This is a genomic window from Annamia dubia NIES-4383, from assembly GCF_055394725.1.
The window spans coordinates 1,189,561-1,215,089 of record NZ_AP025630.1; the positions used below are offsets into that span (position 1 = coordinate 1,189,561).

The 25,529-nt window shown below is 34.2% G+C and carries 16 protein-coding genes; 8 read left to right on the plus strand and 8 right to left on the minus strand.

What is annotated here, in order from left to right:
* Positions 1 to 55: 55 nt before the first annotated feature.
* From Anndu_RS05410 to holB, 3 genes are all read right to left on the minus strand, one after another.
* Entirely contained in the window at positions 56 to 628 is a 573-nt protein-coding gene (locus Anndu_RS05410; RefSeq protein WP_464103393.1) for a hypothetical protein, read from the minus strand.
* A 242-nt stretch (positions 629 to 870) separates the two neighbouring features.
* Positions 871 to 3,744 carry a PAS domain-containing hybrid sensor histidine kinase/response regulator gene (locus tag Anndu_RS05415; protein WP_464103394.1) on the minus strand — a complete coding sequence of 958 codons (2,874 nt, stop codon included), beginning with the start codon at positions 3,742 to 3,744 and terminating at the stop codon, positions 871 to 873.
* Between the two features lie 175 nt (positions 3,745 to 3,919).
* The gene (holB, locus tag Anndu_RS05420; RefSeq protein WP_464103395.1) at positions 3,920 to 4,882 is read right to left on the minus strand and encodes a DNA polymerase III subunit delta'; all 963 of its coding nucleotides are present in this window, start codon (positions 4,880 to 4,882) and stop codon (positions 3,920 to 3,922) included.
* Positions 4,883 to 5,104: 222 nt separating this feature from the next.
* Here holB and clpB point away from each other — a divergent pair, with 222 nt between their 5' ends.
* The 5 genes from clpB (at position 5,105) to Anndu_RS05445 (ending at position 16,336) form a co-directional block, all read left to right on the plus strand.
* Positions 5,105 to 7,888 (plus strand): ATP-dependent chaperone ClpB, encoded by a 2,784-nt coding sequence (clpB, locus tag Anndu_RS05425; protein ID WP_464103396.1) that lies wholly within the window; start codon positions 5,105 to 5,107, stop codon positions 7,886 to 7,888.
* 222 nt (positions 7,889 to 8,110) lie between these two features.
* The gene (locus Anndu_RS05430; RefSeq protein WP_464103397.1) at positions 8,111 to 12,943 is read left to right on the plus strand and encodes a hybrid sensor histidine kinase/response regulator; all 4,833 of its coding nucleotides are present in this window, start codon (positions 8,111 to 8,113) and stop codon (positions 12,941 to 12,943) included.
* Positions 12,944 to 13,112: 169 nt separating this feature from the next.
* Positions 13,113 to 14,288: a DUF4336 domain-containing protein gene (locus Anndu_RS05435; protein ID WP_464103398.1), complete on the plus strand. Its 1,176-nt coding sequence runs from the start codon at positions 13,113 to 13,115 to the stop codon at positions 14,286 to 14,288.
* Positions 14,289 to 14,301: 13 nt separating this feature from the next.
* Entirely contained in the window at positions 14,302 to 15,102 is an 801-nt protein-coding gene (locus Anndu_RS05440) for an FHA domain-containing protein (RefSeq protein WP_464103399.1), read from the plus strand.
* A 1-nt stretch (position 15,103) separates the two neighbouring features.
* Complete coding sequence (locus Anndu_RS05445; protein WP_464103400.1) at positions 15,104 to 16,336, plus strand: BaiN/RdsA family NAD(P)/FAD-dependent oxidoreductase; 1,233 nt, start codon at positions 15,104 to 15,106, stop codon at positions 16,334 to 16,336.
* 7 nt (positions 16,337 to 16,343) lie between these two features.
* Here the strand turns inward: Anndu_RS05445 and radA are convergent, their stop codons facing one another.
* Complete coding sequence (gene radA, locus Anndu_RS05450) at positions 16,344 to 17,906, minus strand: DNA repair protein RadA (RefSeq protein WP_464103401.1); 1,563 nt, start codon at positions 17,904 to 17,906, stop codon at positions 16,344 to 16,346.
* Between the two features lie 250 nt (positions 17,907 to 18,156).
* Here radA and rpaB point away from each other — a divergent pair, with 250 nt between their 5' ends.
* Positions 18,157 to 18,885: a response regulator transcription factor RpaB gene (gene rpaB / locus Anndu_RS05455; protein WP_464103402.1), complete on the plus strand. Its 729-nt coding sequence runs from the start codon at positions 18,157 to 18,159 to the stop codon at positions 18,883 to 18,885.
* 253 nt (positions 18,886 to 19,138) lie between these two features.
* Positions 19,139 to 19,798: a cofactor assembly of complex C subunit B gene (locus Anndu_RS05460; protein WP_464103403.1), complete on the plus strand. Its 660-nt coding sequence runs from the start codon at positions 19,139 to 19,141 to the stop codon at positions 19,796 to 19,798.
* A gap of 50 nt (positions 19,799 to 19,848) precedes the next feature.
* On the opposite strand, the gene Anndu_RS05465 is transcribed toward Anndu_RS05460, so the two are convergent.
* Positions 19,849 to 21,303: a phospholipid carrier-dependent glycosyltransferase gene (locus Anndu_RS05465; protein ID WP_464103404.1), complete on the minus strand. Its 1,455-nt coding sequence runs from the start codon at positions 21,301 to 21,303 to the stop codon at positions 19,849 to 19,851.
* A 160-nt stretch (positions 21,304 to 21,463) separates the two neighbouring features.
* On the minus strand, positions 21,464 to 22,096 hold the full coding sequence (gene tmk / locus Anndu_RS05470) for a dTMP kinase (protein WP_464103405.1): 633 nt from the start codon (positions 22,094 to 22,096) through the stop codon (positions 21,464 to 21,466).
* A 123-nt stretch (positions 22,097 to 22,219) separates the two neighbouring features.
* On the opposite strand from tmk, the gene Anndu_RS05475 reads away from it, so the two are divergent.
* Complete coding sequence (locus tag Anndu_RS05475) at positions 22,220 to 22,567, plus strand: hypothetical protein (protein WP_464103406.1); 348 nt, start codon at positions 22,220 to 22,222, stop codon at positions 22,565 to 22,567.
* Between the two features lie 53 nt (positions 22,568 to 22,620).
* Here Anndu_RS05475 and Anndu_RS05480 read toward each other — a convergent pair whose 3' ends face one another.
* A complete protein-coding gene (locus tag Anndu_RS05480) occupies positions 22,621 to 23,052 on the minus strand; it encodes an FHA domain-containing protein (RefSeq protein WP_464103407.1) in 432 nt (143 codons plus the stop codon).
* A 58-nt stretch (positions 23,053 to 23,110) separates the two neighbouring features.
* Entirely contained in the window at positions 23,111 to 25,450 is a 2,340-nt protein-coding gene (locus Anndu_RS05485; protein WP_464103408.1) for a heavy metal translocating P-type ATPase, read from the minus strand.
* Positions 25,451 to 25,529 lie beyond the last annotated feature (79 nt).

Genomic DNA, 25,529 nt, shown 5'->3' on the forward strand with positions numbered 1-25,529 from the left:
TATTCAAAGTTAACCCTCAAAGGATTGATAATTCCTTCAAATCACTTTCAAAATTTTATTGAAATCTAATCCCAACCGTAGGAGGAATACCAAGCTTAATATCAACGATAATATCTTTAAATATATCAATATAAACAGATGAGAGCAAATCATTCCATTGTTTAGCGAGTAAAATTCCATTGAAAACGGCACAGATAAGTTGATTATTTTGATTTTCTGATTTAATTTTTTCAATAGCTTCTACTTCAATACTATCAATACTTCCTCGTAAACTCATTTCAATTTTTGGCAAAACTCCTGCCTCAATATTAAAACTTTGTACTTTCAATCCTAGTTGTTCTGCATAGGGAAGAAATCGCTTATATTCTTCAATGACTTGATTAATTTTTTCCTTTGCTATTGTGGTTAAATTAGTGGTTTGTTCTTGCATTTCATCAAAAACTTGTCCCTTAATTTGGAGGGCTTTTTGTGATAAATCCTGTACAGATTTTACTTCATTTTTATTGAAAATATTGACTAACACAACGATTAAGCCTAACCCTAATAAGGCAAAAACATAAGGATAATCTGTAAGAAAATTACTAATTTCTCCTAATAACATAAGGGATTTAACTTCAATTATTGTCATATTTCTACACTTATTAATTTAATAATTGTTTAAGGATAGGGATCAATCGAAGGAGAGAAGGTTAATGTTTGCTTTTTAATTAACAATTACTTCTAGTTATAATTAGTTAATGTTTAGGTTTTTTTCCTAAGTGTTGATCCCCTTAATTCAGCACTATTATTGTTTTTATCTGGCCACTTGTCAAGTTTTTTTTTGTTAATTTTTGTAACATTTTTGTTCACTTTTTTAAGTTTTTATTTTCTTTAATTATTAATTGAATTGCTTGATTCTTGGCTCACAAAATCCCTAAATTTTTCTAAAATTTTTTCCATTTTTAAGATTAATTCTGTTTCATTTTCTAATTGATTTGCTTGGGCTTGTGTTTCAAGTAGGTGTGCTAATTCTGGCAAATCATAAAGGGCAATCATACTAGAAATACCTTTTAATTGATGGGCATGATAAATAATTTGATCAAAATTTTGTTGAAGAATTGCTTGTTTAATTTTTTTAAGATAAACAGCGGCATCTTCTAAAAAAGTGATAAATAATTCTTGTCTAAATTGCCAATCATTTTTAACAAATTCGTTAATTTTAGCAAAATTAATTGGCACTTGATGTCGATCATAAATATTAGGTGAAGCCTCAAGACTAGAAATTTTTGATTCTGATAAATATTCCTGCCATTTTTGTAAAATTATTTTTAAATGATCTAATTCTACGGGTTTACTAATATAGTCATCCATCCCCGCTTTGATACATTTTTCCCTTTCTCCTTTCATCGCATTGGCCGTCATTGCAATAATAATTGAATGATGTTGATCATCTTCTTTTAAACGTAATAATTTAGTCGTTTCATAACCATCTAATTCGGGCATTAAACAATCCATTAAAATTAAATCATAGTTTTGTTGATTTAATAAATTTAAAGCTTCTTGTCCATTATTAACTGCATCGGCCGTATAACCTAAAATTGTTAATTGATTGAGGATAACTTTTTGATTGATGGGGGTATCTTCTACTACTAAAAGTTTTAAAGTTTGCCTATTACAACTTTCTAATAATTGATTTTCTAATAGATTGGCTGATTTTTCTATTAATTGATTTTCCTTCCAATTAGAGTTAATTGTTCCACTTAAACCTTGAGCTAAATTAATTAATGAATCTGCTAATTTTGAAGGTTTAATTGGTTTAACTAAATAATGATAATAGGGGTGATTATTTTTAATTTGATTTTGTTGATCTAAACTGATTAACCATAGACATTGTAAGGTAGCCAATTCAGGATGAAAACTGCTTAAATGGCTCAAAATTGCCTGATCTAAATCGGGATATTGCATCTCAATAATTGCTAAATTAAAAGGTTGAGATGTTAATTTTGCTTCATAAAAATGGCTGACACCTTCTTGAATTGTGGTTGCTGTTTTTACTTCCATTTGCCATGCTAAAGCATAATTTTCTAATATTTTTTTGGTGGCTAAATGATGAGTTATAATTAATAATTTTAAACCTTTTAAATATTGTTTTGTGGGAATTGTCACGATTAAGGGAGAAGTTTGTTGAGCTAAAGTGACGGTAAACCAAAAGGTCGATCCTCTATTTACCTCACTTTCAACTCCGATTTTTCCGCCCATCATGGTGACAATTTGCTGACAAATGGATAGGCCTAAGCCTGTGCCTCCATACTTACGGGTAGTTGAAGCATCCATTTGACAAAAAGATTCAAAGATTTTTTCTTGATATTCTGGGGCAATTCCGATCCCTGTATCCTTCACTTCAAAGCGAATTTTAAGTGAGTTTTCCTGTTTTTCTTCTAATGATAGTTGAATTATAATAGAGCCTTGTTCTGTAAATTTCAGAGCATTAGCGACTAAATTAACTAAAATTTGTCTAAGACGGGTGGGATCACCTTGTACATTAAAATTGTCAATTTGATCGTCAATAAATGTTAATAATTCTAGTTGTTTTTCTTCGGTTTTAAGGGCGAATAAATCCACTACTTCATCTAAACAGGTATCAATATTAAAATCAACTTTTTCTAGGTGCATTTCTCCTGCTTCTAATTTAGAAAAATCTAAAATTTCATTAATAATTGTTAATAAATTTTTGCCACTTTGATAAAGGGTTTTGACAAAATCTTTTTGTAGTGGATCTAAATTAGTATTTAATAATAATTCTGACATTCCTAACACTCCATTCATGGGAGTTCGGATCTCATGACTCATGGTTGCTAAAAAATTAGATTTAATTTTTGCATTTTCGATCGCCGAGTTTCTGGCCTCAACTAAATCATTAATATTTTGTACTACCATAATCATGCCACTAATTTGGTTATCCCCTGAAAAACAAGGATTCATCGCCCATTTATAATATATTGGACTTTGATTATTAAAGGTTAAACAATCTTCTTCACTTGCTAAATATTCACCTGCCAAAACTCTTTGATATAGTTCAATTTTTTCAGCAGGAAGATAGGGGAAAATCTCATAATGGGATTTATTTATTAAATTATTTTCTTCTAACTGAAATTCTTTTAACCATTGTTGACTATAGGCTAAATAATTCATATTTTGATCAAACATGGCAATGGCAACAGGCGCATTATTGATTAAATAATAAAGTTTATTTTGTTCTTGTTTAAGAGCTTCTTGAGCTTCTTTTTCTTTATTAATATCCCTTAAAGTACCTGATAAACCAATAATTTCACCAAATTTATTAAAAATAATTTGTTTTTGTTCGTCCATCCAACGATAATTACCCTGTTTTGTCAGATAACGCACCTGTGTTTGACGACAAGCCTGATTTTCTAAGATAGGATGGATACAATCTAAACAAGTTGAACGATCTTCAGGGTGAATAAACTCACTAAAATGACGGCCAATTGTTTCTTCAATGGTAAAGCCAGTTAAATCTGTCCAAGTGCTATTCACAAAAATCCAATTACCCTCAATATCCCTCTTAAAAATTACTTCTTGTAAACTATTAACTAAATTAAGATATTGAAATTTAATTTCTTCAAGTTCTTCATTTTTTGTCAATAATTTTTGTTTAAGTTCTTCATTTTCTAATTGACTACGTTGATAATTAATCTTTAGAATTTCATGATCTGTTAATTGATTATTAAAGGCGATCTCACTCATAATTAACTTATTCAGATTAAACAAAGGATAAAAGTTTTTGAATTTGGCAGATTAATTTTGATTCTAGCATTCTTTTTTTTGGTTATATGTATTATAATTATCAGAAAAATCTTTTAATTGTCATCAATTTTTGATTTTTTGCCTTTTTTGAAGTTTTAAACTTAATTTAATTAAATTAATTATCAATTTTTAATTGATTAAATTCTCTTATTTCTAAAAAGAAACATTCCCAAACTAAACGGGGCTGAACATATCTTAATAATAATTTGCGAGTTTTTTCTAAACTTTTTAATAAGTGAGAATTATGCCATTTTTCCCAATAGGAATAAGTTAAATATTCAATTAACCATAATTGGGTATTAACACTATAATTCTGACTAAGTTCTTTTGCTAATAATAAACATTCTATGGGAATTTGAGGGGGTGACATTAATTTATTAAGTAAATTTTGGGGTAATTCTTGCAATTGTTTAAAAGCAGAAATAGCATCTCCCGCACTACCTTGGGCGATGGATAATAAGGCCGGAAAATTAGCAATTTCACCATAGGCATTAGTCTTTAAAACTTCTTTTAAATCTTCTTCTCCTAAGCGATAAAAAGGTATTTTTTGACACCGTGATACTAAAGTTGTTAATAATGAATCGGGGCTAGGGGCTAATAAAATTAAAGTAGCTTTTCCCGGTTCTTCTAAGGTTTTTAATAAAGCATTGGCCGCCCCTTCTGCCATAGTGTGAGCGTCTTCAATAATGACAATTGATCTTGATGCTTCTAGGGGGGGACGTGCTAAAAATTTAGTTAAATCTCTCACTTGTTCGATGCGAATTTGGGGGGAGGTTTTTCTTTTAATTCCTATTTCTTCCGCTTCTTTTGATGTTAACATTTTACCTTGATGAAGATAGGTAGGTTCAACCCATAATAAATCAGGATGATTTCCCATTGTTAATTTCTTTCTAATTAAAGAATGTTTTTCTGAATTAATGTGATGACACATTAATAATTGGGCAAAACTTTTGGCCGCAAAACTTTTACCAATTCCAGATGCCCCCACAAATAAATAAGCTGGAGCAATGCGATCTTTGGCAATGGCTTGTTGTAATAATTCAATTGCTTGATTTTGTCCGATTAAAAGATTAAACATTTTGTTATTTCTGATTAGTTATTGACTATTTGTTATGGGTTATTTTTTACTGGTAAATTAAATTAAAATTTAAAAATTAAGTCGTTTTAACAAACTTAGAAATCTTGTTACAAATAACTAATAACCAAGAAATAATAACGAATAATAAAACAATTATGATTTTTAGCACCTAATCGGATATACTATCAAAAGATTAACCTTATAGCCTATTTTTTCTCTCCAATGCAACCAACAGACGCAACTAAATTCACCGAACAAGCTTGGGATGCGATCGTGAAGTCTCAAGAAGTAGCCCGTCGTTTTAAAAATCAATATTTGGAAGTTGAACATTTAATTTTAGCTTTAGTGGCCGCTAAAGGGTTAACTCAGACTATTTTACTAAAAGTTAACATTGATATTCTTAAATTTGAGCAACAATTAGAGCTTTTTGCTAAACGTCAACCCCAATCTATTCCAATTGATCAATTATATTTAGGTCGAGGGTTAGATCTTTTACTAGATCGCTGTGAAGTTTGTCGGGAAAGTTGGCAGGATAAATTTATCTCTGTTGAACATATTTTAATCGCTTTTGCTGAAGATGAACGCTTCGGCCGCCGACTATTACGCAGTTTTAACCTCGATCCCCAAGACTTAGAACGGGTTATCAAAGAGGTTAGAGGCTCACAAAAAGTTACTGAGCCTGATCAAGAGGAAAAATATCAATCTTTAGAAAAATACGGCCGAGACTTGACCGAACAGGCTAAGGCCGGCAAATTAGACCCCGTGATCGGCCGGGATGAAGAAATCAGACGTATTATCCAAGTATTATCCCGTAGATCCAAAAATAATCCCGTTTTAATTGGTGAGCCGGGGGTAGGTAAAACGGCGATCGCTGAAGGCTTGGCACAGAGAATAGTTAACGGTGATGTACCCGAATCCCTCAAAAATCGTCAGTTAATATCCCTTGACATGGGCAGTTTAATCGCAGGGGCAAAATACAGAGGGGAATTTGAGGAAAGATTACGCTCAGTATTGAAAGAAGTGACTAATTCTGAGGGTGGAATTATCTTATTTATTGATGAAGTTCACACGGTGGTGGGGGCTGGTGGTAGGGAAGGCTCAATGGATGCGGGAAATCTCCTCAAACCCATGTTGGCAAGGGGTGAATTACGCTGTATTGGGGCTTCTACCCTTGACGAATACCGCAAATATATCGAGAAGGATCCCGCCCTTGAAAGACGTTTCCAACAGGTCTACGTTAAACAGCCTAATGTGGAGGATACTATCTCAATTTTAAGAGGTTTAAAAGAGCGTTATGAGGCTCATCATGGTGTTAAAATTACTGATTCGGCTTTAGTGGCGGCCGCTACTTTATCCCAACGCTATATTACCGATCGCTTTTTACCTGACAAGGCCATCGATCTGGTAGATGAGGCGGCCGCTAAATTAAAAATGGAAATTACCTCTAAACCTGTGGAATTAGAGGCCATTGATCGCCGTTTAATGCAGTTACAAATGGAAAAATTATCCTTACAAAGTGAGGAACAATTAGGAGTTAATTCTCCCTCTTACCGTTTATCACAGGAAAGATTAGAGAAAATTGAAACAGAAATTAAAGAATTAGAAACAAAACAACAACAATTATCTGCCCAATGGTTAGGAGAAAAAGAACTATTAGACGATTTAAAAGCTCTCAAAGAAGAAGAACAGGAATTGAGGTTACAGGTAGAACAAGCCGAAAGAGCTTATGATTTAAACAAAGCCGCTCAGTTAAAATATGGAAGGCTAGAGGTAATACAAAGAGAATTAGAAACAAAAGAAGCTCAGTTAATCGAATTACAATCACAGGATAACGCTTTATTGCGCGAACAGGTGACAGAAGCCGATATTGCCGAGATCGTAGCACGTTGGACAGGCGTTCCCGTCAATAATTTGCTCGAATCTGAGCGCCAGAAATTATTACAATTAGAGGGACATCTTCACGAAAAAGTGATCGGCCAAGATGAAGGCGTGGCGGCGGTTGCGGCCGCTATTCGTAGGGCAAGGGCAGGGATGAAGGATCCCAACCGCCCGATCGGGTCATTTTTGTTTATGGGGCCTACAGGTGTGGGTAAAACCGAGTTAGCCAAGGCTTTAGCCAAATTCCTCTTTGATAGTGAGGAGGCGATGGTGCGCCTTGATATGTCTGAATATATGGAAAAACACGCCGTTTCACGGTTGATCGGTGCGCCCCCAGGGTATGTGGGCTATGAGGAGGGGGGGCAACTATCGGAGGCTGTGCGCCGCCGTCCCTATTCGGTGGTGTTATTGGATGAAGTGGAAAAAGCACACCGTGATGTGTTTAATATTTTATTACAAGTGTTAGATGATGGAAGAATTACCGATTCTCAAGGGAGAACAGTAGATTTTCGCAATACAATTATTGTGATGACTAGCAATATTGGAAGTGAGTACATTCTGAATTTGGCAGGAAATGATGAAAATTATGGAGAAATGAATGAGAGAGTAACAGAGGCTTTAAGAAAACATTTTCGTCCAGAATTTTTAAACCGTGTGGATGAATTAATTATTTTCCATAGTTTGAAGAAAGATCAGTTAAGTAAAATCGTTACTTTACAAATGAAACGTATTGAAAAATTACTAGAAGATCAGAAATTAAAGTTAGAATTAACAGCCAAAGCCCTGCAATATATCGTTAATGTGGGCTATGATCCCGTTTATGGTGCTAGACCTTTAAAAAGAGCAATTCAAAGGGAATTAGAAAATCCCATTGCTACCAAAATTTTAGAATTACAATTTGTGGAAGGGGATACAATTTATATTGATTGTCTTAATAATCAATTGGTATTTAAAAATAAAAATGATGTGGATTTTTCCCAAGGTCAAGAGATACAAATTGAATCAAAAATTGAGCCAAAAATTGAGGAAAAAGTCAATGAAATTCCTGAATTTAAAACCGAAGTATTACCTAAAGATCATGGTACATTAAATACTTTTGATACAACGGCGGTAGTTATTGAAAATTAGGAAAAAATCTCTTAATAAAAATAAAAGTTATTTATTTTGAACATGGATGATCTCCTTTATCTTTTGAGTTTTAACAATTGCAAGTTATCAATTAACTATCAGGGATTAATCTATCAAAAAAGAATCAAAATCTACCGGACAAATTAAAATACTTGTGTTAAAATTAATTAGTCTTATAGCTATTAGCTGATCGTAGATTTTGAATGTTTATTAAGAGGACTCATGATCAATTCTGATATTCGGGATCACGCCTATCAATTTTTTATTGAGGAAGCCCCAGAGTTATTACAATCAATTGAAGAAGGATTATTAACGATTCGTCAAGAAAAGGATAAAGCAAAGGTACACGGGATCATGAGGGCGGCTCATTCCATCAAGGGCGGGGCGGCCAGTGTGGAGTTAGAGGGGATCAAACATATTGCTCACCGTTTAGAGGACATTTTCAAGGCTTTATATAGCGATGAGGTGGTGATTGATGCCTATTTGGAAAATTTGCTCCTACAGGGCTATGATTGTTTAAAAGACTCTTTAATGGAGCAAATTGAGACGGGCAGTTATGATGAGCAAAAGGCTTTAGAACAGGCTGAACCGATTTTTCAGAAAATTGAGAGTGAATTAGGAGAAGCTTTAACACAAGCGGATGATTATATTCCTAGTTCTACTGATCTGGGAATTGATGTGGTATCGTCAATCTTTGAAGTGGATGTGGCTCAGGAGTTAGAGCGTTTAACACAGGTCGTGAATAATCCTCACAATTATGAAGTGGCAGGAGAGTTACGAGCGACAGGGGAAGTTTTTGCTGGTTTTGCTGAGTTATTGAGTTTACCGGGGTTTGGGCAAATTGCAACGGTGGCCGAACAGGCTTTGGAATATCATCACGATCGCGCTTTAGAAATTACCCAACTGGCTTTAGCCGATTTTACACAGGCTAGAGAGCAGGTATTACAGGGCGATCGCAAAGAAGGGGGAAAACCCTCACCCGCCTTGTTAAAATTAGCTCAACCCCCGACTCCGCCAAAAGATGAATTACACGATCACGCCTATCAATTTTTCATTGAGGAAGCCCCTGAATTATTACAATTAATAGAAGATGGAGTATTGAAACTTAGACAGCAGAAGACTCCTGCCCTTGTTCACGAAATTATGAGGGCGGCACATTCTTTGAAAGGTGGCTCGGCTAGTGTGGGCTTAGATGGGATCAAAACTATTGCACATCGTTTAGAAGATATTTTCAAAGCTTTATATAGTGAATCTGTGATAATTGATGAATATTTAGAAAATTTACTCTTAAAAGGCTATGATTGTTTGCGTAATCCTTTAGTTGTGCAGATTAAGACAGGTAAATATGAGCCAGAAAGAGCTTTAGCAGAGGCTTTACCCATCATGGAAGAAATCGAGGCTCAGTTAGGGGATGCACTGCAAGAAGCAGAGGATTATATCCCAAGTTCGGCGGATTTGGGTATTGATGTGGTATCGTCCCTCTTTGAGGTGGATGTGAGTGAAGGGATTGAAAAATTAGGCCAAAGCATTGCTACGGGCGAACTTCAGACGATTGAAACTGATTTGCGATCGCAGATTGAAATTTTTGATGGTTTTGCCGAATTATTGAATCTGCCCGGCTTTGCCCAGATCGGCCAAACGGCCATCACAGCTTTAGATCGCCATCCCGATGAATTGTTAAGAATTGCTAAATTAGCTTTACAAGATTACCAAAAAGCGCATCAAGACGTAAGCAACGGTGATCGAGATCGGGGGGGATCAGCCTGTGATGAGTTAATCAGTTTAGCGGGAGGGGAGGCATTAGAGGCTGATCAGCCCGTCACAGATGAATTAATATTAGAAGAAAGTGATTTTGACTTGAATAATTTAATAGAGCAAAATTTTGACGATCATCTGTTATTGACAATATCTGATCACTATGAAACTGAATTTTCTGATGTTTTTGAAGATGTAATTTTAGATGATTCTTTGATTGAAATTGATCCCCAAATATTACAATTAGAAGATAATGTTTTTGAAGAAGTGGTATTGGAAGAAAATTCAATAGAAATTAGTGAAGAATTATTGAATATAAATTCAATTTTTGATGATATTATTGAGGATGAATCTATAACAGAAACAACACCTGAAATCTTACCTGTTGAAAGCGTTTTTGATGATGTGATTTTAGATGAAACTGTTATTGAAAATCAAGGGGAAATCTTACCTGTTGAAACTATTTTTGATGATGTAATTTTAGATGAAACTGTTATAGAAAATCAAGGGGAAATCTTCCCTGTTGAAACTATTTTTGATGATGTGATTTTAGATGAAACTATTATTGAAAATCAAGGGGAAATCTTACCTGTTGAAACTATTTTTGATGATGTAATTTTAGATGAAACTGTTATAGAAAATCAAGGGGAAATCTTACCTGTTGAAAGCATTTTTGATGATGTAATTTTAGATGAAACTGTTATAGAAAATCAAGGGGAAATCTTACCTGTTGAAACTATTTTTGATGATGTAATTTTAGATGAAACTGTTATAGAAAATCAAGGGGAAATCTTACCTGTTGAAAGCATTTTTGATGATGTAATTTTAGATGAAACTGTTACAGAAATTCCTCAAAAAATAGAAATTATAAGCGAAAAATCAATCAGTTTAGATGAAGCTTTTAATGATGTTTTCTTAGAAGAAATACCAAATTTAGATGAGGTATTTAAAGAAGTTATTACAGAAAAAACCCCAAGTTTAGATGATGTTTTTGGTAAATTTGCAGGGGAAGAATTAATTAATGAATCAGTTATTGAAAAACCAATTATTGAAGAAAAACCAGTGGCAGAAATTAAGCCTATTGTTGAAAAATTACCTGAAAAAATTGAAGAAAAATATAGTATTGAATCATTAATTAATTCAGTTGAACAAGCATTTGTTAATTTACCTTCTGCTCAAAATATTGATCAATTAGTTGAACAAGCTGAACAAAAATTAAAACAAATTCAAAGTCACAAAAAACCACAAACAGAAAAAGAAAATACTCAAGCAACTCAAACTTCCAATTTATCAGTTAGAGTTGACTTAAATCGTTTAGAAAGAATGAATGATCTAGTGGGAGAATTAGCAATTAATCGTAATGGTTTATCTCTCCAAAATGAACAATTACAAGGACAAGTTCAAGAATTATTTAACCGTTTTTCTAAATTCCAAAATTTAACACAGGAATTACAAAAATTATCAGATAAAATGTTAATTTCACCGGAAAAACAACCCATTTATGAATTGAAAAGTACCCGTCCTAATTCTTTAAGTGAAATGCAAGATTTGATCACTTCAACTGAAGAATTTGACTCCTTAGAAATGGATCGTTATAGCGTTTTACATTCGATGATTCAATCATTTTTAGAAGAAATAATGATCCTTGAAGAAGCGGTTGATGATATTGTTTTATATGCGCGCCAATCTAATCAAACTATTGAAGAACAAAGACAAATGTTAACTCGTCTAAGAGATGAATTAATGTGGGCGAGAATGTTACCTTTAGGGGAAGTTTTAAGACGTTTTCCCCGTGTGTTAAGAGACCTTTCTAATAAGCATAAAAAACCAGTTAATTTGAAGTTAACAGGCACGGGTGTTTTAGTGGATAAAGCTGTGTTAGAAAAACTCTATGATCCCCTACTTCATCTATTAAGAAATGCCTTTGATCATGGGATTGAAAATCCTGAAGAAAGAAGAAAACGAGGCAAACCGGAAGAAGGTATAATTACTGTTCGGGCTTACCATCAAGGTAGTCAAACGATTATCGAAATGAGTGATGATGGGGAAGGCTTACAACTGGATAAAATTGCTAAACGGGCGGTGGAGAGAGGCTTACTTTCGATGGCACAATTAGAGGTAATTGAACCGAATCAATTGCTTGATTTTATCTTTGAACCCGGATTTTCTACGGCTGAAAAAGTGAGTGAATTGTCAGGTCGTGGGGTTGGTCTTGATGTTGTACGCTCACAATTACGATCTTTAAAGGGCAATGTTAGTGTTAATTCTAAACCCGGAAAGGGTACTTCTTTCATCCTTTCTTTACCTTTAACTCTGACTATTGCTAAATTATTAGTTTGTATTGTGGGATCAAGCGCGATCGCTTTCCCCTCCGATAGTATTGAAGAAATTATCGTACCCAAAGCCAATCAAATCCATAAATCAGGCACACAACGCTTTTTATATTGGCGTGAACAGGCCGTTCCCACTTACAATTTAAAAGACTTATTAGAATATGGTTGCCCCTTGCCCGATCTATTGCCTAGTAAGGCTTTAGGGGCGGTTAACACCCCCTCTGACTGGGCTTTACCCCTCTTGATCATCCGTCAAGAAAATCAATATTGGGCTTTAGAAGTCGATCGCCTTGTAACTGAACAGGAATTAGTGGTCAAACCCTTTGGTACAGCCATTAAGCCCCCTCCGTATATTTATGGTTGTACCATTTTAGGGGATGGTAGTTTAGTCCCAGTGATCGAGGGTAATAGCTTAATTGAAATGACTTTAGAGGGTGGTAGTACATCAGTACGCAATTCCAATCTCAGTTCTAGCGTAGTTTTAAATCTGACTACCGAAACGGAAGAATCCTCACAAATAGAAGTCAGCAAACCGGAAGAACCCTCAGTATCTACTGCACAAATTACGATCCCTCGTATTTTGGTAGTGGACGACTCGGCCGCCTTACGGCGCACCTTAGCCTTTAGTTTGCAAAAGGCTGGATACCGTGTATTTCAAGCGAAAGACGGCAAAGAAGCCTTACAACAATTGCAACAGGGAACAATGGTTGATCTGGTGATCTGTGACGTGGAAATGCCTAATATGAACGGTTTTGAGTTTTTAGGGCAACGAAGACGGGAAGCCTCGATCAAAGATATTCCTGTGGCCATGCTAACCTCTCGCAGTAACGACAAACATCGCCGTTTAGCGATGCAACTAGGCGCAAGTGCTTATTTTAGTAAGCCCTACGTTGAACAGGAATTTTTGACAGCAATTAAAGATATGATTACCCAGAAAAATCCGGCCATGGCGGGGGCTTTGCGTTAAAAATAGGGAATAAGTAATAAGTAATAAAATTAATTATTTTGATCAGTTTTAAGTCAATTGATTGAACAAAGAACAATGGACAATGTACAATTAAGAATTAAGAACTTAAGTATTACAAAAAAAGCCCCTCTGCCCACAAAGGAGAGGGGTTTGGGGTGAGGTTTTATCAATGAATCAAGCAACAACTAATCACAAGCAAAAATCAAAAGATTGGCAATGGAAATTTTGGCAACTTGTGCCGATCTATCCCTATAGTCAACGCCGCACCGTCCGAACAGAGGTTTTAGAGGATACAATTTGGACTTTTGATCAATTACAGGGCATTTTTTATGTGATTGTACCCATTCGGATGACGGTAATACGCTTGGAAAATGGCGGTTTATTGGTTTATGCTCCCGTTGCACCTACCAATGAATGTTTAAAATTAATATCAGAATTAATAGATAAATACGGAGAAATAAAATATATTATTTTGCCCACTTCATCGGGCTTAGAGCATAAAGTTTTTGTCGCTCCTTTTGCCCGAAAATTTCCTAAAGCTCAGGTATTTGTAGCGCCTGATCAATGGAGTTTTCCTTTTAATTTGCCTTTAAGTTGGGTTGGTTTTCCTAAGAAAAGAACATTTATTTTACCTAAAAATAGTCAAGAAACACCCTTTAAAGATGAATTTGATTATCAAATTTTAGGGGCAATTAATTTGAATTTAGGTAAATTTTCAGAAGTGGCTTTTTTTCATAAAAAATCACGCACTTTATTAGTTACAGATTCAATTATTTCTATTCCTGAAGATCCCCCTAAAATTATTGAATTAGATCGTTTTGCTTTGTTATTTCATGCTAAAGAAAACACTTTTGATCAAGTAGAAGATACATGGGAAAATCGTAGAAAAGGATGGCAAAGAATTGTCTTATTTAGTCTTTATTTTCAGCCCAAAGTATTAAAAATTCCTGATTGGGGTAAAGTCTTTTTAGAGGCTTTAAATGCGCCCGATCGCAGTAAAAAAGCCTTTTTTGGCCTATATCCTTTTCAATGGGAAGAAAATTGGCGAGAATCTTTTTATAAATTAAGAAAAAATGGGGATTTATTAGTAGCACCAATTTTACAAAAATTAATCTTAAATCGTAATTCAACGGAAACTTTAAACTGGGTTTATGAAGTAGCAAAATGGAATTTTGAACAGATTATTCCCTGTCATTTTTCCGCACCAATTAAGGCTAATTCCTATCAATTTAGATTAGCTTTTACCTTCTTTGAAAAAGAATTTTTCCCAGAGGAAGATTTGCAATTATTAAATAATATTAATGAAAATTTGAATAAATTAGGAATTTTACCACCGATTCAATAAACAATCAAAAATCATGTATTTATTTCATGTTCAAACTAATCAAAAAATTCAATTAAATTATCAATATTCAGTTTTAAAAATTGGTAAATTTACAGATTTTCAAGGAGATCAAATTAATGTAATTGATTTTCCTAATGCTGATATTATTTCAAGATTACATTTATATATTTATCTTAATAATAATAATTGTATCATTGAAGATAATAATAGTTCTAATGGCACATTTTTAAACGGAAATCAGTTAATTCCTTTTCAAAAAATTACTTTAAAAAATAAAGATTGTTTAAACTTAGGAAAAGATGGAAAAATGACCTTTATTTTTAATAATGATGATGATAATTTTAGTCAAAATATACCTTTAAATATTGCAGAAATAGAAGCAGAATTAATCGAAACAACAGAAAAAGCGCTTATTCCTCAAATTATTCCACCTACCCATATTCAACTACAAAAACATCAAACAAACAAACCAAAAATACAATTTATTAATATAGAAAAATTCAAACATTTTAATAAAAAAACGAGTCGTTTTTTAGGTATAATTTTAATGGTGGCAGGATTTATTTATTTGGCCGCTTCTACTCGAATAGGAGTAGTTTTTAATGCCTATATTATCCTGTTATGGATCGCCGGAGGTTATTTAATTTTTCAAAATAAAATTAATAAACAATGGGGCTTTTTATTAATCGGAATTAGTTTAATAATGATGTTATTAACCAGTCAGATTATTGCTTTTGCTAATTTGTTACAATTAATCATTGCTTTTGCTTTAATGGGCTTAGGTTATTATTTATTTTCTATTAATAATAATTAACATGAAAAATCAATTAAAAATTGTTGTGATTGGTGGCGGTGCGGCCGGTGTTTTTGGTGCAATTAATTGTAAAATTAATAACCCAAATTGTGAAATTATCATCTTAGAAGCCGGAATAAAACCTTTAGCAAAAGTTCAAATTTCTGGGGGTGGTAGATGTAATGTAACTCATCATTGTTTCGATCCGGCTGAATTAATTAATCATTATCCTAGAGGTGGAAAAGCTCTCAGAGGGGCATTTACCCGCTTTCAGCCCCAAAATATGATTGCATGGTTACAGCAAAGGGGAGTACAATTAAAAACAGAAGAAGATGGTAGAATGTTTCCTATTACTGATCATTCTGAAACGATTATTGATTGTTTTTTATATGAGCTTAAAAAGTATCATATTCAGTTAAGAATTAAAACGATTGTTAAAGATATTTTTAAACATGAAAATAATTTTAAAATTGTTTTAAAAAACGGTGAAATTTTAGAGGCTGATCGCATTCTAATGGCTACAGGAGGGAATATTTCTGGTTATGAATTAGCCAAAAAATTAGGCCATAAAATTGAAACCCCTGTACCTTCTTTATTTACTTTTAATATTAGGGATCAACGCTTAGAAAATTTAGCAGGAATAGCCGTAGAAAATTGTCATTTAAAGTTATTAAATACGGGTAAAATTAAAATCGAACAAAAGGGAATTATTTTAATTACCCATTGGGGTTTAAGTGGGCCGGGTGTGTTAAAATTATCGGCATGGGGGGCAAGAATTTTACATGATCATCATTATCAAATTGATTTACAAATTAATTGGCTATCTGAATTTAATCAAGAAAGTTTAACTCAATTTTTATTAGAAATTAAAGCCAAAAATTCACGCCAAAAAATCGAAACTTTCTCACCTTTTGCCACTATTCCTAAAAGATTATGGCAAAGTTTCGTTAAATTTAGTGAGATTAAAGAGGGCAAAATTTGGGCGGAAATTTCTAAAAAGGAATTAACTAAATTAGTTTTAGAATTAACTCAGGGAGTTTATAAAATAAGGGGGAAAGGCATTTTTAAAGATGAATTTGTTACCTGTGGAGGTCTTAGTTTAAAAGAGGTTAATTTTCAAACAATGGAAAGTAAAAAATGTCAAGGTTTATATTTTGCAGGGGAAATTTTAGATATTGATGGAATTACCGGAGGATTTAATTTTCAAAGTGCATGGACAACTGCTTTTATTGCTAGTAATAATCTGAAAAATTAAACTAAATTTATTCTACATTAAGAGGGTCTTCCTCTTTTTCTTCAGTTCCAGCAAAACGAGATTGGGGGGGAATAGCGGAAATAATCGCATCAATTACCTTACTAACACAGATTATTTCTAATCCTAAATCATCGGGATAGGCTTGTCCTTTCGGGACAATTGCTCTTTTAAATCCTAATTTAGCCGCTTCTTTTAATCTTAATTCCATTTGGGAAACTAATCTTACTTGACCTCCCAAGCCTACCTCCCCGATTAAAACGGTACGAGAGTCTACCACCCGATCCCGAAAACTGGCTACAATGGCGATTGCCATGCCTAAGTCGGCCGCAGGTTCGGCCACATTTAAGCCACCGGCCGAGGCTACATAAGCATCTAATTTTGAGAGGGGAATCCCTACTCTTTTCTCTAAAACTGCTAAAATTTGCTGTAAACGGTTATAATCTACTCCCGTAGTGGAACGGCGGGGCGAAGTGTAACTGGTGGGGCTGACTAAAGCCTGTAACTCTACCACGATGGAGCGTGTACCCTCACAAGATACCACCGTAGCCGTCCCAGGGGAGGGGTCTTCCCGATTGCCTAAAAATAACTCAGAAGGGTTAGAAACCTCTGCTAAACCATGTTCAACCATTTCAAAAATACCGATTTCATGGGTTGCCCCAAAACGGTTTTTGACTGAACGTAAGAGGCGATGGGAAGCATAGCGATCTCCCTCAAAATATAACACCGTATCCACTAAATGTTCTAACACCCTTGGTCCGGCGATCGCACCTTCTTTGGTGACATGGCCGACAATTAAAAGGGTTATATTTTCCCGCTTGGCCACCTGCATCAAAGCGGAAGTACATTCCCGCACCTGTGCCACCGAGCCGGGGGCTGAATTTAAAGAAGCAAAATAAAGGGTTTGAATACTATCAATTACCGCTACTTGAGGCTTTAAAGATTCTAATTCCCTAATAATTTCCTCTAAATCTGTTTCTGGCATCACATAAATATTCCAGTCGTTCGTTACATCTGTTAAATTATCACTACCCTCAGAAACCTGCTTTTTCTTTTTGTGACCATTGTGATTAATTTGGGTAATATTTTCCACTTCCTTACGGGTAGCCCCTAAACGACTAGCCCTTAGTTTAATTTGTTGGCCAGACTCCTCCGCCGAAACATAAAGAATACGGGGTAAATTTTGGGAAAGTTGGTTAGCCGTCTGTAATAATAAAGTAGATTTTCCAATGCCGGGATCCCCACCGATCAAAACCAGTGAGCCGGGGACAACTCCCCCCCCTAGCACCCGATCTAACTCCCCATAGCCAGAGGGAAAACGCTCTTGCACATCGGTGGTGATCTCACTAAATTTTAAAGAGGCTCTAGGTTTACCTTCTCCCGTTGACTGCCCCCCCGATCGCAGTTGAGACTGCCATCCCCCTCGGCTAAAACTACCATTACCATTATTATTTGTCTCCTGTATCTGCTCCTCTAAAGTACCAAAAACGAGACAATTAGGGCATTTTCCGTACCATTGTACCGATTCAGTGCCACATTCACTACAAATATAAACAATGCGAGATTTTGCCATTTTGCTCAAAAAACCAAAAAAATGTTGAAATTTAGTAATATTTCTTAAACTTGTGTTACGACACTTTAAAAATCTATTGTACAATCTTAATCAAAGATCATGATTAAGTAGTGATCAAATTATGCTAAAACCAAAATCACTAAATAGTTTTAGATTAACAAATACTTTTAAAATAAGATTTTTGAAGCAAACAACTTATAATCAAACTTAATGATTAGTAATTTAACTTAAAAAAGGAGTGTTAAGTCCCTTGGAAATTCGTAAAGAAAAAATCCTCGTCGTAGATGATGAAGCAAGTATTAGACGCATCTTAGAAACCCGTTTATCTATGATCGGTTATGATGTAGTCACGGCGGCCGATGGAGAAGAAGCTCTTGATACTTTTCGCATGGCTGAACCTGATCTGGTAGTCTTAGATGTGATGATGCCTAAACTTGATGGTTATGGTGTTTGTCAAGAATTGCGCAAAGAGTCTGATGTTCCCATCATTATGTTAACGGCTTTAGGGGATGTGGCTGATCGCATTACGGGGCTTGAGTTAGGGGCTGATGACTATGTGGTTAAACCTTTTTCCCCCAAGGAGTTAGAAGCTAGGATCCGCTCGGTTTTAAGACGAGTGGATAAGGAAGGAGCGCCCGGGATCCCCAGTTCAGGGGTGATCCATGTGGCTTCCATTAAGATAGATACAAATAAACGTCAAGTTTATAAAGGTGATGAGCGGATCCGTTTAACGGGGATGGAGTTTAGTTTACTTGAGTTGTTAGTAAGTCGCTCTGGAGAGGCTTTTTCCCGTTCTGAAATTTTACAGGAAGTGTGGGGCTACACCCCCGAACGTCATGTGGACACTAGGGTCGTAGATGTTCATATTTCCCGCTTAAGGGCGAAATTAGAAGAAGATCCATCTAATCCTGAATTAATTTTAACCGCTAGGGGTACGGGTTATTTATTTCAAAGAATATTGGACTTAATAGATGATTAAATTAATTTGTTATTTGTTATTCGTTATTTGTTGTTCGTGATTAATTAATTATCATTAAATTATGCCCTCAATTTATGATTATAGCATTTAAAAATGAGATCTAAAATGTGGGATGGGCTTCTAGCCCGTCACCGGCCAAATGCTTATAGCATAACAAGCAAGATGGCTGTACCACAAATTATTAAATTTCACATAAAAACACTATCTTAAACAACTAATAACCAATAACTAATAACTAATAACTAATCGAAAAATGAGTAAAGTTAAAGAGCAAAATTATGTACGTCTATTACCTTTTATTGTGGGAACAATAGGCGGTTTTTTCTTATTAATTAATCGTTTTACTACTCCTGTTTTATTAGACTCTCAAGCTCGATCGGATGTGGTGGGGGTAATTTTATGCGGTTTTTTAATTTTAATTGGTTTAATTTGGCAAAATATTCAACCTGTTGCCCCCGATTCGGTAGAATTAATTGGGGAACAAGGTTTTGAATTATTGCCAGTTTTACCCGATCAAATTAAAAAAGAATTAGCATGGGCTAGTCATTTAATTTTAACTAATACGGTCACAAGATCTATGGTGATTTATTATCAAGATCAAGTGTTATTAAGAAGGGGTATTTTAGGTAAAAATAATCAAGTTAATCAAGGTAATATTATCAAAAAAGTTTTAGAACAAAATAAAGCGATTTATTTAGTTGATTTAAAATTATATCCTGGGCGGATCGAATTTGATTATTTACCGCAAAATACTCAAGGAATTATTTGTCAACCTTTGGGCGCTCAAGGTGTTATGATCTTAGGGGCTAATACCCCCCGTAGTTATACTAAACAAGATGAAAAGTGGATTGAAGGAATAGGGGATAAATTAGCTGATAGTTTACAAGATTTGACAATTAATCAGTTAATTTAATTTTGAAAAATCCTCGAAATGGTTGCTTTTTTTGTTTAAATTGTTAATGATTAAATCCAATTAGTTGACCAAATTCTAATTTTATATTCAAGGGGAAGCAGAGGTAAACCGAGATAAAGAGGCAACCAAAACAGAAAGGCAATAATGATTAAAATAATCAAGGCTTTGGCTGTGTTTTTTACAAGTTTAAATTTACTGTTTAAACTACGTTCTAAAATCCAAGCTAAGGCCATAATTGAAAAGACAAAAGCCACCATATAATGATATAAAAATAAACACCGTTTAATCATTGCCCAAGGTAAATAATTAATGGCATAATTAATAATCAGATAAAAGAAAAACCAAAAATGATGATTTATTTTTAATTTATTCTGACAAAATTGAATTGTATTATAAATAAAAAAGCCAAAAACTGGTATTATGGAAAGGGAAGATAACCACCATAAAATAGGGTTTCCGATGGCATGAACGTCATAAATAAATTTTTTGCCATTTTCAAAGATTTCTTTATAATAATAAGCGATGGGTCGTTCCATCCAAAACCATGTATTCCATTGGGAACAGTAGGGATGAATATTAGTTTTATTACCCAAATTTTTATGAAAATTAAAAATTTGTTGATGGACTTCGATTAAGCCATATTCGGGATTTAAAATTAAATGGGGAATCCACCAAAGTATATAGGTTATGATGGGAATAATAACTAAAAAGATGATTAAATATAAGGGTTTTATTTTGATTAAATTTTCATAAAAAAATGAAGGTTTTTGCCCTTCCATATCTAAGTTATATTTTCGTTTAATTCTATCATAAATATAAACGGAAATAATGATTAAATAAAGACTGAATAATAAGCATAAACCATTCCATTTAATCGAAATACATGAGCCTAAAAAGAACCCTGCTAAAGCTAATTTATCTAAGGGATTTAACCAAAAAGGAAATTTATTAAAAATTGGATTTTTAAAATATTTTTTCCTTGGTGATAACGCCCATAAAAAAAAGAAATGACCTAATAAACCAAAGAATACTAAATAAATATTTTTTAACGCATAACGAGATTCTACTAAGAAAAATCCATCTAAGGCCATTAATCCAGCTACCATGATACTATAGGATTGACGGCGAGTAATTTGATAGGCTATTCCTCCTAATAAAATTGGAATAAATGAGCCGAATAAACCATTGATCCAACGATAGCTAAAGGGCGATAAAATTGAGCCTGTTAAATCATTTGTTACATCATGGGAAATAGGTAATAATTGACTAAACCAAATGCCAAAAGCAATAATATATTGACTTAGGGGGGGGTGGGCATCAAAAACAGGTTTTCCAATCAAATAATTATTAGCAAATTTAGCATAATATACTTCATCAAAAACTAATTGATTAAATTGATCTATTTTCCAAAATCTAATCAATAAACTAAATAACCAAATTAGAAGTAAAGCTAAAGGATAACTATGTTTTTTATAAAAATCAATTGTTTTAACTGATTCTAACATAAATTATAATTATAAATAAAGGTAAAATTTTCTAATTGTCTTTCAAAAATTGACAAGTAATTCTATTTAATAATAGAGGAAAAAAAGGGCAGAAAAATTTTTTATTTTTTGCTCATTTTGGTATTTTTAAACCTAATTAATCAATTGTCAATCATCAATTTTATAAACTTAATCTTTGATCTAAAATAGATTTAATTTCTTCATGCACTTGATCTTCTGATTGATTGCCATTTATTCTGATAATTCGCTCAGGATTATTTTTAGCTAAAGTAGCAAAACCCTCTCTTATCCTCTGATGAAAAGCGATTTCCTCCTGTTCAAGCCGATCGCATTCACCCCTTGTTTGAACCCTTTTTAAACCTATTTCCACATCCACATCTAACCATAAAGTTAAATCACTTTGTAAACCACTTGTAGCGATCTGATTTAATTTTTGAATTAAATTAAGGTTAAGGCCACGGCCATAACCTTGATAGGCAATGGTAGAATCACAATAGCGATCGCATAGAATAATACTACCTTGAGCTAAATGGGGTTTTAAAAATTCTTCAACGTGTTGAGCGCGATCGGCCGCATAAAGTAATAATTCCGTTAAATTGTGAAGATCAAGATCTTCACAATTTAATAATAAATCTCGGATCCTATTCCCTAAAAGAGTTCCACCCGGCTCTCTGGTGACAAAAATGGGAAATTCCTCTTTAAAATTAGATTGCAACCAAGGGATAATTTTTTGAATCTGAGTAGTTTTCCCCGCACCTTCCCCACCTTCAAAAACAATTAATTGACCTTTCATTTGTCAAAGATAAGATAAGATAATAAACAATGTTATTCTAACCTAAAGAAGATCACAACATCAAAATTGACAATTAACCATTGACAATTTTTTATTTTAAATTTTGAATTTTATTTTATTGATATGGCTCGTTATACATACTCCTTTTTTGTCAAATCAACCGTTAACGAAATTCACTCCTTTGTTAATCAAGTGATGCCTACTTGTCATTTTGATATGATTTACAGCACTAATGATTATTTAATGGCAAGAGAAACACCCGGCAATGTTCCTTTTAGTAAGTTAGTTACTGCGGAAATTTTAATTGATACAACCATGAATTCAGATAAAGGAATTAAAGTTAATTTTGTGGTTAAAAATGATGAACTTCCTTTACAACTTGATAATCATTGTCATCAATTATCCCAAAAGGTAAAAAATGCCGTTTCTGAAAATAACGCTTGGAAATTTATCAATGTTATCACCGAATAATCGGTAATAAGTAATAAGTAATAAGTAATCTGTTCCAAATAACAAATAACCAATTATTCCGGTGTTTCTCCATCTTCAGCCATAGAGGGATCAATCAAAGTAATATCATAGGGATCATCATAATTTTCAGTGCCAAATTGATCTTTTTGACGATAACGATAAATCGCAAAAACTTGAGGCCCAAACACAATTTTATCCCCATCTTGTAAATAATGTTTTGGTTTTTTTACATCATTAATTAATAACCCATTAGAACTTTTATTGCCTTTTCCATCACCGTCTTCAATTTCATAATAAGATTGTTTATTTCCATCAAAATAACGTCTTAAAACCGCATGATGACGAGAAACAAATTGAGAACGGATCCTTAATTCACAAGAGCGATCACGCCCTAGAGTATAAAATTCTTCCTCTAGTGTAAATTCTTGTGTTCCTTTATTATCATCAATCATTAAAATATGTTCTTTTTGGGGTATTACAGTCATAATTTCAGTAATTAATTAATTGATAAATATTAGATTTTAAATCGTTTTTAACTAATAGCTAACTATTACTGATTAAGCGACGCAATAATAAAGAATTGGTAACAACGATCACAGATGAAATTGCCATTAAAGCCGCCGCTAAGACGGGAGATAGAAAAAGTCCAAATTTTGGTAACAGAAAACCCGCCGCTACAGGGATAGCAAAGGTATTATAACCTAAAGCCCAAAAGAGATTTTGTCTTATTTTGTCAAAGGTTGCCAAACTTAATTTTATTGACTCAACCACCTCCCAAAGATTATTTTTCATTAAAACAATTTGAGCAGTTTCCATTGCTATTTCTGTACCGCTTTTGAGGGTTATTCCTAGATCTGCTTGGGCAAGGGCAGGAGCATCATTGATTCCATCTCCTATCATTGCTACTATTTTACTTTGATTTTTTAAATCTTGTTGTAAGTTTTTAATTTTGGTGGCTTTGGCTGAGGGTAACATCTGCGCGAATACTTCTTTGATGCCTAATTTTTGCGCGATCGCTGTGGCTACTTCGGGGCGATCGCCCGTCATTAAGATGACATTTAACCCCATTTCTTGCAGTTTTTGGACGGTTTGAACCGCATCAGGTCTAATTTGATCTTCAAAGGCAATAATCCCTTCTAATGTGCCATTAATGCCCAAATAAACGAGGGTTTGGTCTTGACTGACTGATTTTGCTTGTGTTAATTGTTGTGTTTCAAGGTTCAAGCATAAATTGTCAATGATCCATTGTTGATTACCTAAAATAACCGATTTTCCCTCAATGGTAGCACTAATGCCCAATCCGGCCGAGGTTTGAACATTTTGAACGGGTAAAAGTGCTAATTTTGCTTGATTTAAGGCCTCTAATAATGCTAGGCCTAAAGGGTGATTAGTGCCACTTTCGGCCGTGGCCGCATATTGTAAAATAGTTTGGGGTGAAAGTTGCCCTAAAGGGAGAATGGCCGCCACGGTGGGCTGTCCTTGGGTGATCGTGCCAGTTTTATCAAAAACAATGGTATCTAAGCGGTGAACTTGCTCTAAAATGTCTCCACCTTTGATCAAAATTCCTTTTTCAGCCCCGATCCCCGTTCCCACTAAAATGGCGGTAGGTGTGGCCAAGCCTAACGCACAGGGACAAGCCACCACTAACACAGCGATGGCTAATTTTAAACTCAATAATAGGGGGGAAGTGGTCAGAATGTGATCAAGGTGATCGCCATAGGAAGCCCTCACCATCAACACTTCAGGCCAGATTTTTGTGCCAAATAAGTCCCAAAATAAAAAGGTTAACAGTGCGATCGCCATCACACCATAACCAAAATAACCTGCCACCGTATCCACTAATTTTTGAATCGGAGCTTTGCGAGTTTGAGCGGCCTCCACTAATTTAATAATTTGAGCTAAAACCGTTTCTTCGGTGGTGTGGGTAGTTTCAACGATCAATAAACCAGATAAATTAATTGTACCCGTTTTCACCGGATCACTCACTTTTTTATAAATAGGGGTAGGCTCTCCCGTTAACATCGCCTCATTAACCGTAGATTCCCCTTTAATAATTAAACCATCTACGGGGATTTTTTCCCCAGGTAAAATTTTCACCCATTCCCCCACCCTGATCTGTTCAACGGGAATATTAATACCCGTTTGAGTCACATCTTTACCCACTAAACAAGCCACCAAAGGCTGTAGGGAAAATAATTTTTCTAAGGCTAAAGAAGCTTTCGCCCTCGCTTTTCCCTCTAAAATCCTACCTAGTAAAATAAATCCTAATAACATCACAGGCTCATCAAAAAAACATTCCCATCCTAGTTGGGGGAATAATAAAGCAATAAAACTCGCTAAATAGGCGCTAATAGTGCCTAAACCCACTAAAGTATTCATATTTGGCATTCCATGAATTAAACCTTGCCAACCTTCTTTTAAAATGGGAAAACCCGGAATAAGTAGGGCTAAAGTGGCTAAACCCCAATGAAACCAGATATTGCTAACGATGGCAACAGGGTTAATTCCAAAATGTTGTAAATGACCTAAACCGGAAAATATTAATAAAATAATAGCTGTTATTAAACGATTAATTTGTATTTTTTCTTCTTTTTTTCTGCGTTCAAAAGGAGTTAATATATCTTTAAAATTAGATTTTAAATTAATTCTAGCTTGAGAAGGAAAACCCGTTTTAGTTAATTTTTCTGCTAATTGATCGGGATTAATCAGATTTTTGTCATATTCTACCACCGCCACCTCGGTAATAAGGTTAACACAGGCGGAGATCACGCCCTGATGTTGTTTTAGTTGTCTTTCTACCGCACTCACACATCCGGCACATTTCATCCCTTGTACATCAAAGGTGACAGTTTCATTTTTGATTAATGTAGAAGTTGCTGACATCTGTTATAGATAAAAGTAATGATCAACTGTTCATTATATACCGCTATTAAAAAAGGAAACATCAAAAAGTAAGTTTTAT

Coding starts and splice junctions, on each gene's coding strand:
- Anndu_RS05410 (WP_464103393.1), bottom strand. CDS start 628: ATGACAATAATTGAAGTTAAATCCCTTATGTTATTAGGAGAAATTAGT.
- Anndu_RS05445 (WP_464103400.1), top strand. CDS start 15,104: ATGAAAAATCAATTAAAAATTGTTGTGATTGGTGGCGGTGCGGCCGGT.
- tmk (WP_464103405.1), bottom strand. CDS start 22,096: ATGAAAGGTCAATTAATTGTTTTTGAAGGTGGGGAAGGTGCGGGGAAA.
- Anndu_RS05435 (WP_464103398.1), top strand. CDS start 13,113: ATGAATCAAGCAACAACTAATCACAAGCAAAAATCAAAAGATTGGCAA.
- Anndu_RS05460 (WP_464103403.1), top strand. CDS start 19,139: ATGAGTAAAGTTAAAGAGCAAAATTATGTACGTCTATTACCTTTTATT.
- clpB (WP_464103396.1), top strand. CDS start 5,105: ATGCAACCAACAGACGCAACTAAATTCACCGAACAAGCTTGGGATGCG.
- Anndu_RS05415 (WP_464103394.1), bottom strand. CDS start 3,744: ATGAGTGAGATCGCCTTTAATAATCAATTAACAGATCATGAAATTCTA.
- Anndu_RS05440 (WP_464103399.1), top strand. CDS start 14,302: ATGTATTTATTTCATGTTCAAACTAATCAAAAAATTCAATTAAATTAT.
- Anndu_RS05465 (WP_464103404.1), bottom strand. CDS start 21,303: ATGTTAGAATCAGTTAAAACAATTGATTTTTATAAAAAACATAGTTAT.
- Anndu_RS05485 (WP_464103408.1), bottom strand. CDS start 25,450: ATGTCAGCAACTTCTACATTAATCAAAAATGAAACTGTCACCTTTGAT.
- Anndu_RS05480 (WP_464103407.1), bottom strand. CDS start 23,052: ATGACTGTAATACCCCAAAAAGAACATATTTTAATGATTGATGATAAT.
- Anndu_RS05475 (WP_464103406.1), top strand. CDS start 22,220: ATGGCTCGTTATACATACTCCTTTTTTGTCAAATCAACCGTTAACGAA.
- radA (WP_464103401.1), bottom strand. CDS start 17,906: ATGGCAAAATCTCGCATTGTTTATATTTGTAGTGAATGTGGCACTGAA.
- Anndu_RS05430 (WP_464103397.1), top strand. CDS start 8,111: ATGATCAATTCTGATATTCGGGATCACGCCTATCAATTTTTTATTGAG.
- holB (WP_464103395.1), bottom strand. CDS start 4,882: ATGTTTAATCTTTTAATCGGACAAAATCAAGCAATTGAATTATTACAA.